Below are 16297 nucleotides of genomic sequence, written 5' to 3'. Positions count from 1 at the left end.
GGGTGCTCAACGCCTTTCGGCATCGGAGATCGGTGCGGTCTCCGATTTGCGTGGGAAACTTATGATTGTCGGTGAGTGCTCAACGCCTTTCGGCATCGGAGATCGGTGCGGATCAATAATTTTAATCCTGCTAAAAGTAAAGCAATGTGCTCAACGCCTTTCGGCATCGGAGATCGGTGCGGGCACCTAACCTCATTGCCTGAAATATCGTTAAAAGGTGCTCAACGCCTTTCGGCATCGGAGATCGGTGCGGTTGAGTGAGTTGTACTACATTAAAGTTATAACAGGTGCTCAACGCCTTTCGGCATCGGAGATCGGTGCGGCGCGGCGGTATGGTAACCTTCTTTTTCAGGGTGAAGTGCTCAACGCCTTTCGGCATCGGAGATCGGTGCGGTGCGGCCCTGTCGGCCGCTTCCGCCGCATCCCATACGTGCTCAACGCCTTTCGGCATCGGAGATCGGTGCGGTCCAATGCTTTTTTCTTGCCGCAACCTTCCGCCGCGTGCTCAACGCCTTTCGGCATCGGAGATCGGTGCGGATCCGCTGGGACTGCCTGCTTTGCCCGGTAAGCCTGTGCTCAACGCCTTTCGGCATCGGAGATCGGTGCGGGCTGCTCAAACGCCTGTACGTTCATGACATAAGGCGGGTGCTCAACGCCTTTCGGCATCGGAGATCGGTGCGGGCCACGCGGCATAGTTTGCCATCCATAACAAGGCGTGCTCAACGCCTTTCGGCATCGGAGATCGGTGCGGTCGTCGCCGCAGGCTCCACCAACACACCCGGATACGTCAGTGCTCAACGCCTTTCGGCATCGGAGATCGGTGCGGATCAAGTGGGTCGATTTGGACGAGAGCCTGATCGAGTGCTCAACGCCTTTCGGCATCGGAGATCGGTGCGGAAGCCAAATAGATACATTTAATAACCTAAAGGAAGTGCTCAACGCCTTTCGGCATCGGAGATCGGTGCGGGCCCTGCATGCCGTATCCACCGACGCTTCGGTGTAGTGCTCAACGCCTTTCGGCATCGGAGATCGGTGCGGTGAAGGCACTGCCATTGCATGGCAGGCAAGGGATAGTGCTCAACGCCTTTCGGCATCGGAGATCGGTGCGGGACTGCCTTACGATCGCCCAGTACCTCGATCTTAAAGTGCTCAACGCCTTTCGGCATCGGAGATCGGTGCGGAACGCAAAGGGTGTTAGGATTGACACTATGGCCGAGTGCTCAACGCCTTTCGGCATCGGAGATCGGTGCGGCTGGTGACTGCCTGCTTCTCGCGCTCAATCTGTCTGTGCTCAACGCCTTTCGGCATCGGAGATCGGTGCGGTTGGTACAGGCCCAAGGCCGTCTTCGTAAAGATCGGTGCTCAACGCCTTTCGGCATCGGAGATCGGTGCGGCGCTTGATCTATCCAAGGGATATCAGTGGATCGAGGTGCTCAACGCCTTTCGGCATCGGAGATCGGTGCGGAAGTTGTGCAGCATATCAGGCGTGTTGCCGACAAGTGCTCAACGCCTTTCGGCATCGGAGATCGGTGCGGCCCTTTCTTTGTGGTTGTTGTTTGATATCCGTGAGGGTGCTCAACGCCTTTCGGCATCGGAGATCGGTGCGGGGCCCGGCCACCAGCTCCCCGGTCGGCCCCACGATGTGCTCAACGCCTTTCGGCATCGGAGATCGGTGCGGTCGCAAGTCTGGCTCGCGCAAGGGTCAGCTTCTTCCAGTGCTCAACGCCTTTCGGCATCGGAGATCGGTGCGGAATGACAGTTACGGACGTAACCGCCCCGTACGCCAAGTGCTCAACGCCTTTCGGCATCGGAGATCGGTGCGGTGACAGTTACGGACGTAACCGCCCCGTACGCCAAGTGCTCAACGCCTTTCGGCATCGGAGATCGGTGCGGCGTCGGGATGGCACGCCCGGGTCCAACGATCTCGAGTGCTCAACGCCTTTCGGCATCGGAGATCGGTGCGGGGATCCTCCGGTCGTCCGAGCCGGGGTCTGGTACGAGTGCTCAACGCCTTTCGGCATCGGAGATCGGTGCGGTATCCCTACCAAGTTTTCTTTGGGCATTCATATAAGTGCTCAACGCCTTTCGGCATCGGAGATCGGTGCGGAAGCCTTAATCACAAGCATCCGGATATATCGGACTTGTGCTCAACGCCTTTCGGCATCGGAGATCGGTGCGGTCTGACTGCAACCGAAACATTCCTGACAATATTCGGGTGCTCAACGCCTTTCGGCATCGGAGATCGGTGCGGATCAGCCGAGTTATGTCGCTTCCCGCTATGCCCGGTGCTCAACGCCTTTCGGCATCGGAGATCGGTGCGGGGTTAAGAATAAGCCGCCAAGAATCGTCCTTCACGGGTGCTCAACGCCTTTCGGCATCGGAGATCGGTGCGGCCAGGGGTAGCGCTCCTTCGCCGACTCATATTCCGGTGCTCAACGCCTTTCGGCATCGGAGATCGGTGCGGCCCGTTGGCATCATGCATCAGGAGCTTGTTTACAAGTGCTCAACGCCTTTCGGCATCGGAGATCGGTGCGGGATCGACGGCCTTCGTACCTAAATATGCAACGGCGGTGCTCAACGCCTTTCGGCATCGGAGATCGGTGCGGGTTAAGAACAAGCCGCCAAGAATCGTCCTTCACGGGTGCTCAACGCCTTTCGGCATCGGAGATCGGTGCGGACGGATACACACAGACGCCTCTCCCCGATAGCATGTGCTCAACGCCTTTCGGCATCGGAGATCGGTGCGGACATGACGAGCGCCATGAGCGGGATATTCAACGCGTGCTCAACGCCTTTCGGCATCGGAGATCGGTGCGGATGAAGTCCATAACCTGGACAGCTTTAACTAAGATGTGCTCAACGCCTTTCGGCATCGGAGATCGGTGCGGAACCTACACTCCCGACTTCATCCTGAAGAATGGGATGTGCTCAACGCCTTTCGGCATCGGAGATCGGTGCGGTCCGCTCCTCTAATAGATTGATATGAGAGACTTTGCGCGGGTCCGCTTCAAGTATGTTTATAAAATAGCACAGTTAGCCGTCAAGATTTCCATTCGATAAAAATATATAAGAATCTACATATTGTTTTTATTATGAATAATCGTTTTCAAGCACCTCGTAATGTCGGTACTCCTAACAAACGCAAAACCATCACGATTTTATCGTTCAGTATTTGGCATATGTCGAACGCATTTCGGTGGTGCTTGAATCAGAAAACCTCAAATGCAGGTGGTGATTTCTTCCATTTTTCCTTATCCCGACTGTCTATTACTCTCTGTGCACAGCCGGAACACAGGCGAACGAGCATGAGATCATCCTCTTCCGTCATGATTTTGCCGAGCTTCCATCTCAGCTCTTCAATCTGGGTTTTGTTGGCCCTGACTCTAAAGATGGAATATTGCAAATGTTCTCCCCTGCCCTTGAGGGTTTTGAATACCAACCGCCACCGCTTTGGGTCCCGGATATCGTAACATACCAGGTGCCAGTGCCTGTCTTTTCCCATGTCAGCGAAGCCTCAATTTTGCGAAACCGCCCGGGTTGCCGGACCACTCTTTCTCGAGCAGTCGAGCCTCAAGTTCTATGGTTCGCGCGTAGCTCAAAGGATAATCAAGAACCGGGTGCTTCCACTTCTCGTTTTTACGGTTCTCATAAACCTGAATTGCTTTTCGCCGTCCCTCAACCGTAAGCCAGACCTGGTTTGCTGTAAATGAAAAATCATCCTTCCGCCATTGCTTTCGATTGACCGACCCGATAAGGGGAATATCCCAAAGGATAACCCGAAAAAGTTCCATCAGATCCAATGCCAGAGGATATGCAGCGGATCTATGTGTGTGGAAAAAACCCAGGGACGGTTCAAGACCTACGGCCAGCAATCCCGCAACACAATCCTTATACAACAGGGCATATCCAAAGGACAAAAGTGCGTTGAACGGATCTTTTGGAGGTCTCCTGTTGCGTCCTTCAAAATAGAGAAAATCAGACTTGTCTATATTCAGGGCAAATGGAATTTGGCTGAAATACAATCGGCCAGCCATACCCTCATGCCCCCTAATAGTTTCAAGAATAGAGCAAACGTCTTTCGCATCGATATCGCCGTTCAGATCCTTCTCCAATATCGCCATGGCTTGAATCTCGGAACGGATGCCGGCCAAAGTGCGTTCAACCTCGGCTGGTCGGTTTTCGTCGCCTCGGCCCCGTGTGATACGAAGCAGGTAGCGGAGTTGGTTTTCCACTTTGGCCCTTGCCAGACGAAGAGCCAAGGTAGAATGAAGGATCGGGTCCTGGAAAGCCTGATATTGGCGATTCCGTCGCTGTACCCCTCCAGGTCCAATGGTTAAGCCGCCAACATACCGGCCACCATGAGATATCCAATGTACACCGATATCATTGGCCGCGCAAAAATGAATCGCCTGGGTGGAAATTTGGACGTTACCATGCAACACCATGGATGATATGTTCAGTCCAGGCAATCTTTTTTTCGTCCCATCGGGAAAATAAACCACGATCTGCTCGCCATCCTTTCGAATGGCGCAACCTTGTTCGGCCACATGTATGACCCTCCGTTCGTCATTGGGTGGAAACAGCCGGGCCAGTTTTGTTTTTTCTCCCCTCATGAACCGTTCTTCTTCAGGCAGACATACCGGCGCCAAAGAGCATGTGCGGCATTTATACTCCGGGACGCCGACATCTGGTCGTTGAAGGCTTTCCCGGAGCATGCGGGCCCTCGCGACGGCGGCGCTGACCTCGGCTTCAGCGTCCTCTCGAAAGATGGGGACTTTGATGGTCTTGTTATCGGCATGATATCGAATACGCGCTTCATCCAGGGCTTCACCAGTGTGCTCCGCCAGGAGAAGAGAATATGCCAGGACTTGAAGCCGGTCCGCAGGCCAAGCATCAACGCCTTTTTGTGAACGCCCTTTCTTGTGTTCATAAACGATCAATCGCCCTGCCTCCCTTCGGGTGCAATCGAGTTTCCCTCGAATACCCAGAACGCTGCTGGCCAACTCGAGGGTGTGGATATCCGGTCCTTTGTCCAGACTGTCGTGGAGGCGCCGCCCGGCAAAAACATTTGCATCGGCTTTTCGGATCTCTTCTACTTCTTCAAGATAGAACAGCCGCTCACAATAGGCGAGAGCATGAAGCGCCATGACCCTGATGAGCGGCTCATCCGTGGTTTTTTCCGATTGGTAGTGTGTCGGGAACATATCTTCAGGTTGCGAAACAGGATTGTCTTTTTCTTCGTCCATCTGGCTTCCTCGATCTTTACTGAAAGAATGAAATGCCGTGATAAATTGTCAAAGAACGGCTTAAATTAACGCAATGATGCGTTGAGAATCAATCCGGTGATTCTGGAAGATTTATCCATGCCTTCGCGGAAGGTGAACAGGTTGGGTTTTCCGCAGGGGCGAAAAGGTACGAGCGGGTTTTAGAAAGATCCGCCCGATCTATTGTCGTGGTGAGCCGATTGACATTTTCACGTATGTCCTCACCCTCTTCATCGATCTTTTCATACCACCAAACGGGTTCTTTTGCGGTGGCGGGTTCAAACCGGTCGATCAGGAAGCTGTTGTCGCCCAAAAATGGCAGCCCGTAATTGCGGCGCCGTTTTCCCGACAACCCCTCGACGATCCATCTCTCCAATTCATCATTTTCTGATATGCATATATACGCCCTGATATCGGAAAGGAACTCGCGTTTCACAGGTATAATATTGTATTTATTTCCTTTAGTGTTAATTGCATGCTCTTTTCCTGACGATCCTATGGGATAATTGTGCAGTTGCTGCATCAAGCAGTGACGTTGCGGAAAAGATTTTGCGCCTAACGCAATGCTGATGTGCGGCAAGTCCTGGAGAATCAGCGTCATGGTTGACTGCCCATCATCATGGCGCATTTCAACACCAGCAAGATTTAGCAGCAGCCCGTAGGCTGCCGACGGTGTCATAAACCCTGCTGTCGGTCGAAAACTGCCGCTGACAAAGGGTCTGAAGGCCGCAAATCTGGCCTGTAGATAAAAACAGCGCATGTCGAGACTCCTTTAATCAGTGAATACCTTATTCCCAAGGCTTTCCAAAAGGCGCTGCGGGTTCCTGTCAAGCGTCGCTCCCCGATCCTTCAGTTGGGTTATAAGTCCTTCTTCCATATCCTTGACAATTTTCCCACCAATGTAAAATTCGGATGCGGGATAATCCTCGTTAATGATTCCATCAATCACTTCAGGGAAGATATGCTTTCCGTCCTCTATTTTAAATCCATAATTATCATAACCGGCGATAAGCTGAGGTGACAGGCGGACCAGAATGCTTGCCGGGGACATTTCAAAATAACTTCTGGCATGGTTTCCGGCAACGCCATTCAATTGTCCGATAGCCTTGAGAAGGGCTTTGGACCAATCGGGTTTGCTGCTGCAATCGTCCTGGTTCAAGGCAAAAGGAAACTGGAAGGCGGTATAGACTGTTTCACGATGGAGTAGTTGGGAGCTTTCGGCATTTTTAGCGGATTTAATCTCTTTTGACGTTGCGTCCAGGGGGGATTGCGTAAAAATGCTGTTATGGCGATAGGGTTCCAAAGAAACGGCCATGTTCATGCGCAGAATGGAATCTCTCTTGTACGTGAAGAGCTTCGGGTCGCGGCCCCTCTCCTTCAGTTCCTTGGTAATTTTTTCCCGATCCTTTTTCCCGGCGGCGACAAGCCACCCCATAAAAAAATCATCGGCATATGCATTGTGGTCGGGATAATCCTTGAATTTCACGGCCAATTGTTCCTGGTCATGCAAACGCTCCCTGTTGCATGGAAGACCAAAGGCGGCCAGTGTTTCACGAATGGCGTTCCGCATAGCCTCCGGGGAAATGATGGCATACTCGAATCTCCCAATGCTGATTTTTTGGATCACTGAACGGTTTTCGGCGGATTCCCCTCTGTAGTTCGCGCTGGGAGCGGCATAGGTCAGGACGGTTCCGAAGATATTCATAACGATTATTCCTCCTTTTCCTTGGACGGTTCAGACAAATATGAAGTCGCGGATATTGCCAACATCGAAAGGGTCTTGATCTTTTGCCAGTTCTCCATCAGGTCCTTTGCAACGGACAGATATTCATTCTCGGGCAAATACTGGGGTACCGAACAGACTGTCCCCGTAAAATATTCGATAAAATCCTGTTCTCTTCGCCCCCGCATAGCCAGAAACACGTCTGTTGAAACCTTTGCAAGGGCTTCACGGTATTCCCTTGGATAAATCACATGGTCCTTTTCATCCTTATGATTCCTGAATGAATCATATTTCTTACCTGACTTTTCTTCCGTCTTTCTCCGAACATAGGTTTGAATCAGGCGATATACCCGAAGTGTCAACTGATCGTCGTGATCCTTTTCGGTCATCAATTTCGCTCCTTTTTTGTGCTCAAGCGTCTTTCGGATTGCTAAAAATTTATCCTTGACATCCTTTCCAAAAAAACGGACCTCCTTTGGGGTTTTTTCGCTGTATATGAAAAGCGGCATCGGTTCATTGTGAAACACCTTCTCCGCGTCCATGTGCCACAGTTGTCCAGTCAGCAGATTGGAAAGGTAGATTTTCTTGTAAAATGGGTTTTTGATGCGCTTACGCATGATTTCATAATCAGAAATGACTCCCATTTTCGGCAATACACGATCAGCCGAAAGTTGCCGGATACGCTTTCCCTGTCTTTGGACATGGTAAATTTCAATGTGGTGGAGACTGAGGGTATAGGCTCCTTTGTCATCGGCTTGTTTTCGAGCGAAGTGGTAAAGGTACTCCAATCCTCCTTCCTCAAAAACATCAATTCGAGCGGCCCGGGGCCGAAAGCCAGCGGGTTCGGATTCAAGGCGGCTGAGCATCTCTGCCGCCTCTTCCAGAAAAGCGTCAAGTTCACATGGCTCGGGTATCGCCAATACGTAGCCGCTTTCATTGTTGTGGGCAATGCGGAGCCTGTCATCGGACCTCTCGATCTTAAGCTCCCGGGGGACAAAAATAAGAGATACGATGGGCCAGAAATTCAGAAGGAAATTATCTTCAATAGCCCCTACAAAAGAGACTTTCTCGGGGTTGTCGGCCTCAGCTCCCAGAAAAAGGGAACTGGAAAGTTTTTCGGTCCTGATTTTTCCTTTTTTTCTGTTTTGAGATTCCTTTTGAAAAGCGGCCCAAAGTTTTTTACCCTCAGATGACGGCTTTCCGTCAAATCTTTCTTCATAAACAGTTCGAGTTTTTGGTATTCCTCTCAGTATATTCCATAACATGTCGCGCCACAGTTTAACCCAGATGCCATCGCCGTCCGGATAAAATACTTGTAAAAAATCACCTTTGGGCTGCAATTTATCATAGACAAACCGTTTTTCTTTCTTCCTTTTACCGTCCTTTTCAACTTCTATTTCTTTAATGCACTTGGGATCGCGATTGGACCATTTGCTGCCGGACAGAATTTCCACTTCTTCGACAGCAAAAAAATCGTCTACAATCAATTGCAACATGTCCTTGTTCAAACGAATCCAGGCAGCTGTTGCGGTCATCCCCACCTCCGGCAACGGTGTTTTTTTTCTTCGTTTCAGAGACTCGATCATCAACAAAAGACCGGCCAGTCCCGCCTTGTGCTGGGCGGTCGGCAGATCGAGAAGACTGTATTCCAAAACGACATTGTCGTCTTTGAGCGAAATACGGCTCATAGAATTTCCTCCAAAGGGTATTCCAAAAACCCAAATTCCGGGCTATAATATGTTGAAGGTGCAAGCATTGGAAAACGTTGCAATTTTGGGTGGTTATAGGCAAACCGTCGTGGAACGGGGACAAGCAGCCTGTCAATCGGCTTTTTATGAGTACGCAAATCAAAATAAGTTGAAAGATCATTATCCAGGATGGCATTGACGGTGAAATGACTTTCTTCTCTCAGGCTGTATTCGCGGCTCATCGCCCAAGTACCACTTTCCAGGAAAGCTGAATATTTTTCGACTTCAACATCGGATGGGCCGTGTTTTTCCAAAAGCGCTTCAAGCTTCCTCTGTGAGATTACACCACCTTCAATTTCCTGGAGGAATGCCCTGACCCCCACCAGGTCTCCCATGGTGTAGGGTGCTTCATCTTCGGGCGTGTAAACATAAACCTGCCCCATACGTTTTTCTTCCAACCGGGCATGACGGTTACAGCGTCCCATCCGTTGAATCATACTGGTGATGGGAGCGACTTCACTGATGAGTACATCGGCATCAAGATCCAGGCTCATTTCACAAACCTGGGTGGTGACCGCTAAAATGGGATTCCTTTCTTTTTGAAAAGCCTGGATGACCGTGTCGTGCATCTGTTTCCGGTCTTCGAGCTTGAAGCGACTGTGGTAGCAGACGGCCCCCAGTTTTTTTGCCAGCATCTGGCACCTTGAAACGGTATTCACCACCCAAAGAACTCGTTTACCCATGCCACAGGCAGATACGGCAATGCTTTCAGCCTCCTCCTGGCCTTCGATTCGATGGAGAGTGTATCGCGGCATCCCAGCAAGGCCCTCAAGATCATCAAACTGGCCAGATTCAGATGGAAAAAGGGTTAACCCACAATCCTGCAGTAGATCCTTTCGCCGGGCAGGCGGAAGACTTGCGGTCATACAAAGCGCCGGAACGTCAAAATTGTTCAAGAAACGCTTCAGCGCCGAGAAAAGGCTGCGGTCAAAACTGTGGACTTCGTCGAAGACCACCACGCTCTCGGACAAAAGCGGTAGAAGACAGATCGAGCGATAGGATTGTTGCATGAAGCCCAGGAACTGATCTACCGTAGCGCTGAATATTTTTCGATACCAATACCCTAGTGCGAACATACGGTCTTCCGTTGTATAGTCCCTGCCGAACCGGACATCCTCCGGTTGGCTGAACATGTTCTCAAGTTCATAATCGGAAGTCCCGTGAATCAGGGCAGCGTCTGATTCGGGGGCCCAGGATACGTAATCACGAAACCCTTCCGTCGCGGTCGCCCGAGTCGGGTATAGAAAAAGGACGCGTGCAGCAGGCTTCCGGTTCAACTGGGCTTTAACCCATCGCCATGCAGCAAGGGTCTTTCCGCTACCGCAAGGCGCAAGCAGCAATGACCGGCGAGGCAGGTTCTCGGCCGCATCCTGAAACCCGTTCCAGTCAAAATAGCCTTTTTTTGCCCTGATCTGTTCAATTCGAGGGGCAATGACCTTCAGCTGAATATCTTCGCATGATAGTTTCGCCCCAAAGGCGTCTTTCAGCCATGAATCAAGGTTTTTGCCTTCCCTTGCTACTGCCGAACCGGCACTGTCAGCAAGGATCAGCCCCGCACGAACAGCCATAACCATCCCGTTGAGAGAAGGATTTTTCTTTAGTTCCCTGGTGAACTTCATGAGTTCCTTCTTTTTTATGTCATCTCTCAATCTTACGGGATCGAAGGTCATCGAACCGTCAAAATCCCATACATCCGGAATTTCAAGTTCAATTTCCGCCACAGATGGATCAATCATCTTGCCGGTAAAGTTGAGAATCTCCATAATTGCATTGGGATAGACCCGGAAGATTTTTAAATCGGCGTCAAGGGGTTGTGCAAAATTCTCGAAACTCGTTCGAAGATGGTGACCCGCAACTGCTGCAAAAAGGATTCTTGCATCAAGCCCCGGGAACTGTTTCAGCCAACTGCCCACGGCAGGAAGATAAAGGAAAAGACCGCTCAGATGCTCATGACGAATGACCTGAATCCCTTTTTTTCGGGAAACCATTTCTTGAAAACCGTTGTTGGCCTTTCCAGTGTCGTGGAGTCCACATGCGGCAAGGCCGTGAAGGTAAAACGCTTTAAGGGCGGATTTTTCAAGACGGAAAAATCGAATCCAATCTTTGGAAAATTGTGTCGAAGTTCCAGGCCCGAAAAGGATTTGAAAGCTCCGGACCACCATCTGAGTATGTCCCATCAGAGTTTCTGCATGCTCTGGCTTGCCTGGATTTCTGACGCTTTTTGCCAGGATTTTATCTTCCATCCTCAGGTACTCCGGGGTTCAAAAAATCCACACCCCATCTTCCGGCGACCGCCCAACCCGTTTTCCTGCAATGTGATCGACTCCTCGGCCGTCAATTCAGACACAGTCATTTCATACCCCACAATCTGCTTACCATGAACCTGGAACGTTTTTCTTTTGCCAAAGGTAAAAACACCTCTAACACCTATTGAAGATAGTTGTCGGGCGATTTCCTCTTCGAACCGTTCTCCGTGATGCCCATTTCGGGTTGTGACAATATGCGAATAAAGCTCAACAGCTGGAATCAGAGCTTTTGAATGGAATATGCCTATTTTGAGATTATCGCCTGAAATTTCGAATGATTTCCCTGAAAGCGACATATATTTGACAATAAAGCTTACTGGTAATCGAAGAACGAGGATAGATACAGGGGAAATATCTAAATAACCATTACCTACATAGCGTCCTCTGATAAGCTTAACAGCGACGGAGTCATCATTATGGAAAAAAGGGAGGATGTTACTTATTGCGCCATGCAGCATTGCGCCATGGTCAACTCTGATTCGTTTTCCAATCACCTGAAAAGATAAGTCAATCTTGGGTTCATTTAGGTTCATCGTATACTCCAAAATAGGAACGCATTATTTCATTTATTCGCTCCATGTATGCCTTTCAATTTTGAACAGACAGAATAGCTTGACGGCTTGCTTCTCCTCTCTGGCAGGACAGCATTCACCGCGAATCACAAAAAAGGATCACATCCCCCCTACCCATACCGCTCACAAAACGCCTCCGTCACCGCCCACAGGTCCGGTGTCAGGAGGGTTTTTACCGTGTTGCGGATTTCGAGGGGAACGCCGCCGTAGAAGGCTTCGGCGACGGCGCCGGCGATGCAGGCCTGGGTGTCGCTGTCGCCGCCCAGGGAGACGGCGTTGCGGACGGCGTCTTCGTAGGTGCTGGAATCGAGGAAGGCGATGATGGCCTCGGGCACGCTGCCCTGGCAGGAAACGTCGAAGGTGTAGGCGGGTCGGATCTCGTCCACGGTGCGGTCGAGATCGTAGCCGAAGCGATCGGCAATGGACGCCCTGATGTCGGCTTTGCCGCGGCCCGTCCCGGCGAGGAAGACGGCCAGGGCCACGGCCTGGGCGCCCTTGATGCCCTCGGGGTGGTTGTGGGTGATCTCCGCGGTCAGCCGGGCCTGTTGCAGGACCGCCGCTTCGGTGGAGAAGGCGAACCCGACGGGGCTCACGCGCATGGCGGATCCGTTGCCCCAGCTGTTGTAGGGGCGCGGGTTTTCGGCGTGGAGCCACCGGAAAAAGGATCCGCCGTAGCCGGCATGGGGGTATTGCCGGCCGATCCTCCGGATGGACTCGATATAGGGGGTTCCTGAAAGAATCGCATCCGCCACCGCCACCGTGAGGACCGTGTCGTCCGTAAAGACGGCGCGCGGACTGAACAGGGGAAAGGTTTTTGTCTTGATGGGTCGGCCCTCGTAGACCGATCCGATGATGTCTCCCGCAATGGCGCCGATCATGGTTAGCACCTCCTTTGTCAAGACATGTCTTCAAAGGCGTTGGCCGGCCCGACCGGATCAATAAAAAAGCTCCGCCATCTCACTGGATAGGGAGCTTTATTGCCGCACGATTTTTTAAGGCCTCTGCGCCTTGTCCGTCATCAAGATACCTTTTTTGTCTTATTCAGGAGATGGTTAACACCGCTTTTCCCAATTGTCAATGGTAAAAGTTATTGGTTTTCCGGATTCACAAACCGCCCCGGTATCCGGTGATGACGAGAATGCCCTGTACACAAATAATTTTTAACCGCGGCATACACGGAAAACACGGAAGGAAGGCTTATCATACAAGCGGATACGAGCGGCGCGCCTATTTTTCACTCGCAACCGTAAGGTTCTACGCACAATTCTGCACACGTGTGTGTAGAACCTATCGCACATGTGTGTAGGCTATGATTTGCGCGAATGGGTTTGCCTACTTGGCCGATTCATCCGCCCATTTTATCTCCTGTGATATCTATAAAGCGTTTTGCCCAAGGGGATGCCGCTGTTACCCGGTCCGGAGAAATGAGCGCCAAAAGTTTAAAAGAATGTTCCCCTTTGCCGTATTTTGCTTTGGTTTTACAGTTTCTAGTTGCGGCGGAAAGTGCCTGGTAAATCTGCTCCTTTGCAACCGACTCGATCCTATTGTCTGCTGCCGGTAAGGCGTTTGCGTTGAAGCCCTGGCCAAAGAAACTCTGGAGGGAGTCTCTATCGGCCAGAAACCAAGCCTCCATGCATTGGACCATCAAATGACAATCCGCATCGTCGACATTTTCAGGTTTATCCCATTGATCGCCTTGACGATTTTTCAAATGATGCCATGGCTTCCAGTTTTCTGCGTCACCCTGTTGGCAATCAGCAGAAACGGATGCCTCGCTGTCCACCAGCAACAATGCATCCTCTCCGGTATTGATTGCCGTACAAAATGAGTCATAGGCGTTCTGCCTGCTCCCGCAGGCAACAATTCTCGGCATTTTTCCCTTCAATCCGGCCTTACTCAAAAAATCTGAAAAGCCCGCACGGCAGGCCGTTTTGAGCATATTGGAATCACCGCCTCCTTCAACATACAATTTCACCAGCGTGTCCCTCCTATTTCACCGCGTGTCCATAGCTGTCCCAGTCGATACTTATCCAACCATGGCCTGAGTTTTTCAGCATCCAATCTGGTTAATGTTGTGCCCTTGTCTGTCTTCTCAGCCACAATTACAGATTCAGGCTGATCGGTCATTGCATCGACCAAAACATCCGAGTGCGTAGTCACGATTAGCTGACAACGTTCCGCCGCTTCTTTCATCAAATCAGCAATGGTCGGCAGAACATCCGGGTGTAATCCGAGTTCCGGTTCCTCGATGCAGACCAAAGATGGCGGAGATGGGTGACAAAGGATTGCGAGTAAACAAAGATAACGAAGTGTGCCATCGGAAAGGCGAGTCGCCGGGACGGTAAATCGACCTTCCTGAAAAAACACTTGGACGGTGCCACCTTCTATATGAACGTCGTAATCATCAATACCATCATAAAGTGCTCGCAACGCTTTCAAGAGCCGATTTTTGACTGAAGGTTCGCGACGAAGGCGATTCAAAACCAAGCCAAGGTTACTGCCATCAAGTTCCAGCACATTATTTGGTAGATCTGCCTTTTGCGGCAAGCGAGGTACAGTGTAGCGCCCAAAACTCCATTCTCTATAAAGCTTAATGTTGCCAAACTGTTGAGCAAGATAGGTTATCTCTGGATACTGATCTGGATCGCGACGTTGCGAAAGAATAGATTTTTCCATATCGACATCTTCTTGCCGCAATGCACGGGTATCGCCTTTCACATTGAGTGTCGGCCGCCCTGAATTAAAGTGATAATAAAAATAAGGTTTAGAATGCTCCTTACCTACAGGTTTTTCGTTTTCAACTTTTTCATCGACGATCTCGAACCGTTGACCGACTGCGGTGAAAGACAAAACATAGCGCAGGTTTTGAGGCCCCAGCGGATTGTCAACTACAACATCTAACGATGCCGTAGGTGTGCCTTTAACGCCCTTCCAAAGCCAATCATGGACTCCGCCCCCTTCGCGAATCGGTTTTAATAATTGCTCGGGCGCACTCCTCAGCAGCTCTATTGATTCGAGTAGGTTCGACTTACCCGACCCGTTCGGACCAATGACGACATTTAACGAATTCAAGGAAACAGGTTCTGATTTGTCACCAAAACTCAAGAAATTATTTAGCTTGATCGCATGTATTAACATGACCATTTTCCTTATTGTTCAATAACGATCCGCACCCTGTCCGGGTTCTTGGTGAGCTGATCGATGTACGCCTCAAGGCGTTTCTTCATCTCCGCCGGAGTTGCCGGGCCGCCGGTAACCTGCAGAGCCTGTTGCAGCTCCAGGGCCTTGACGGTGACCTTTATCAGTACCGACGGCCCCCTCGGCGATTCTCAGGCTGGCCGCCGCCGCGAGTCCATCACCTTGTAGGCGCAGTATTCGCCGCACATGGTGCAGGCCCCGTGGGCATCGGCGGCCGTGGTTTCGCCGCGCCGCTTCCGGGCCAGGGGCGGGTCGATGGCCAGGGCGAACTGTTTTTCCCAGTCGAGGGCCCTTCTGGCCCTGGACATTGCCGCGTCCCATTCCCGGGCGCCCGGGATGTTCTTGACGATGTCGGCCGCATGCCCCGCCAGCCTGGCCGCCATCACCCCGGCGTGGACATCCGCTGCGGTGGGCAGGCAGAGGTGTTCGCTGGGGGTCACGTAACAGAGGAAGTCCGCCCCCGCACCCGCGGCGATTGCCCCGCCGATGGCGCAGGAGATGTGATCGTATCCGGGCGCGACATCCGTCACCAGGGGGCCCAGGACATAAAACGGCGCGCCGTGGCAGATCTGCTTCTGCAGCCGGATGTTGGCCTCGATCTGGTCGATGGGCATGTGGCCGGGGCCCTCGATCATCACCTGGATGCCGGCATCCCAGGCGCGCTGGGTGAGCTCCCCGAGAGTCAGCAGTTCCTGGACCTGGGCGCGGTCGGTGGCGTCCTCAATGCATCCGGGACGAAACCCGTCGCCCAGGGAGAGGGTCGCGTCATAAGGCCGCACCAGTTCCAGGAGGCGATCGAAATATTCGTACAGCGGGTTTTCCGCCCGGTTATGCGTCATCCATGCACAGGTGAACGAACCGCCCCGGGAGACGACGTCCATGATCCGGCCCTCCCGGTCCATGCAGTCGAGACTCGCCCGGGTCACGCCGCAGTGCACGGTAATGAAATCGACGCCGTCCTCGAGATGACGCTCGATGCCGGCGAAGATCTCGTCGACGGTCATCTCGACAATGGGTTTGCCCTGATTCACCACGGCATCGCACGCAGCCTGGTACAGCGGCACGGAGCCGATACAGAGGTCGGTTTCCGCGATAATGGCCCGCCGGATCTCGTCGATGGGGCCGCCGGTCGACAAATCCATGATGGCGTCGGCACCCGCGGCCGCGGCGGCCCGTGCCTTTGCCAGTTCCTGATCGATGTGGGTGTCGTCCCGGCTGGTGCCGATATTGGCGTTGACCCGGGTGCGAATCCCCTTGCCCACCGCCAGGGGCCGGCCGTTCCGACGGCGGTTGTTGTGGCAGACGATCGCCGTTCCCTCGGCCACCCGTTCACGCAGCGTTTCAGGGGAAATGCCGGCATCTTTCGCGGCGACGGCGACGATATCCGTGACCTGGCCCTCGCGGGCCCGTTCCATTTGTGTTTTTTCCATGAGTTCCTTCCGGAGAATTTTTTCGCGGGATACGGCACCGGAAGCAGCGGCAGGTC

Annotated in this window: 11 protein-coding genes and 1 CRISPR repeat array (1 of these 12 running past the window's edge); all 11 genes read right to left on the bottom strand. The window is 52.1% G+C overall.

Annotated features, from left to right (window positions below):
* Nucleotides 1–2960: a CRISPR direct-repeat array (repeat unit 36 nt; unit sequence GTGCTCAACGCCTTTCGGCATCGGAGATCGGTGCGG) (it extends 2975 nt beyond the left edge of the window).
* Between the two features lie 248 nt (nucleotides 2961–3208).
* Entirely contained in the window at nucleotides 3209–3502 is a 294-nt protein-coding gene (cas2, locus tag dmul_RS01950; protein WP_020877263.1) for a CRISPR-associated endonuclease Cas2, read from the bottom strand.
* A gap of 1 nt (nucleotide 3503) precedes the next feature.
* Nucleotides 3504–5246 (bottom strand): type I-MYXAN CRISPR-associated endonuclease Cas4/Cas1, encoded by a 1743-nt coding sequence (locus dmul_RS01945; protein ID WP_020877262.1) that lies wholly within the window; start codon nucleotides 5244–5246, stop codon nucleotides 3504–3506.
* A gap of 88 nt (nucleotides 5247–5334) precedes the next feature.
* Nucleotides 5335–6024, bottom strand: a complete 690-nt coding sequence (locus tag dmul_RS01940; protein ID WP_020877261.1) for a CRISPR-associated protein Cas5 — start codon at nucleotides 6022–6024, stop codon at nucleotides 5335–5337.
* Between the two features lie 12 nt (nucleotides 6025–6036).
* Complete coding sequence (locus dmul_RS01935) at nucleotides 6037–6750, bottom strand: type I-B CRISPR-associated protein Cas7/Cst2/DevR (protein ID WP_218921100.1); 714 nt, start codon at nucleotides 6748–6750, stop codon at nucleotides 6037–6039.
* Between the two features lie 224 nt (nucleotides 6751–6974).
* Nucleotides 6975–8675, bottom strand: a complete 1701-nt coding sequence (gene cmx8, locus dmul_RS01930; RefSeq protein WP_020877259.1) for a type I-MYXAN CRISPR-associated protein Cmx8 — start codon at nucleotides 8673–8675, stop codon at nucleotides 6975–6977.
* Complete coding sequence (locus tag dmul_RS01925) at nucleotides 8672–10978, bottom strand: CRISPR-associated helicase/endonuclease Cas3 (protein WP_020877258.1); 2307 nt, start codon at nucleotides 10976–10978, stop codon at nucleotides 8672–8674. The genes cmx8 and dmul_RS01925 overlap by 4 nt, the downstream gene beginning before the upstream one ends.
* A gap of 2 nt (nucleotides 10979–10980) precedes the next feature.
* Nucleotides 10981–11574: a type I-MYXAN CRISPR-associated protein Cas6/Cmx6 gene (gene cas6, locus dmul_RS01920; protein WP_020877257.1), complete on the bottom strand. Its 594-nt coding sequence runs from the start codon at nucleotides 11572–11574 to the stop codon at nucleotides 10981–10983.
* A gap of 149 nt (nucleotides 11575–11723) precedes the next feature.
* The gene (locus dmul_RS01915; protein ID WP_020877256.1) at nucleotides 11724–12491 is read right to left on the bottom strand and encodes an ADP-ribosylglycohydrolase family protein; all 768 of its coding nucleotides are present in this window, start codon (nucleotides 12489–12491) and stop codon (nucleotides 11724–11726) included.
* 467 nt (nucleotides 12492–12958) lie between these two features.
* Nucleotides 12959–13588, bottom strand: a complete 630-nt coding sequence (locus dmul_RS01910; RefSeq protein ID WP_020877255.1) for a DUF4276 family protein — start codon at nucleotides 13586–13588, stop codon at nucleotides 12959–12961.
* On the bottom strand, nucleotides 13585–14751 hold the full coding sequence (locus tag dmul_RS01905) for an AAA family ATPase (protein WP_020877254.1): 1167 nt from the start codon (nucleotides 14749–14751) through the stop codon (nucleotides 13585–13587). Before dmul_RS01905 ends, dmul_RS01910 begins: the two co-directional genes overlap by 4 nt.
* A gap of 191 nt (nucleotides 14752–14942) precedes the next feature.
* Entirely contained in the window at nucleotides 14943–16241 is a 1299-nt protein-coding gene (thiC, locus tag dmul_RS01900) for a phosphomethylpyrimidine synthase ThiC (RefSeq protein WP_020877253.1), read from the bottom strand.
* Nucleotides 16242–16297 lie beyond the last annotated feature (56 nt).

The sequence above is a fragment of the Desulfococcus multivorans genome (assembly GCF_001854245.1).
In the GTDB taxonomy this organism is placed as follows: domain Bacteria; phylum Desulfobacterota; class Desulfobacteria; order Desulfobacterales; family Desulfococcaceae; genus Desulfococcus; species Desulfococcus multivorans.
This window is presented reverse-complemented; position numbering and strand designations above follow the sequence as displayed.

Excerpts from the sequence above, each read along its gene's own strand:
- cas2 (WP_020877263.1), bottom strand. The coding sequence starts at position 3,502 with ATGGGAAAAGACAGGCACTGGCACCTGGTATGTTACGATATCCGGGAC.
- dmul_RS01945 (WP_020877262.1), bottom strand. The coding sequence starts at position 5,246 with ATGGACGAAGAAAAAGACAATCCTGTTTCGCAACCTGAAGATATGTTC.
- dmul_RS01940 (WP_020877261.1), bottom strand. The coding sequence starts at position 6,024 with ATGCGCTGTTTTTATCTACAGGCCAGATTTGCGGCCTTCAGACCCTTT.
- cmx8 (WP_020877259.1), bottom strand. The coding sequence starts at position 8,675 with ATGAGCCGTATTTCGCTCAAAGACGACAATGTCGTTTTGGAATACAGT.
- dmul_RS01925 (WP_020877258.1), bottom strand. The coding sequence starts at position 10,978 with ATGGAAGATAAAATCCTGGCAAAAAGCGTCAGAAATCCAGGCAAGCCA.
- cas6 (WP_020877257.1), bottom strand. The coding sequence starts at position 11,574 with ATGAACCTAAATGAACCCAAGATTGACTTATCTTTTCAGGTGATTGGA.
- dmul_RS01915 (WP_020877256.1), bottom strand. The coding sequence starts at position 12,491 with ATGATCGGCGCCATTGCGGGAGACATCATCGGATCGGTCTACGAGGGC.
- dmul_RS01905 (WP_020877254.1), bottom strand. The coding sequence starts at position 14,751 with ATGTTAATACATGCGATCAAGCTAAATAATTTCTTGAGTTTTGGTGAC.
- thiC (WP_020877253.1), bottom strand. The coding sequence starts at position 16,241 with ATGGAAAAAACACAAATGGAACGGGCCCGCGAGGGCCAGGTCACGGAT.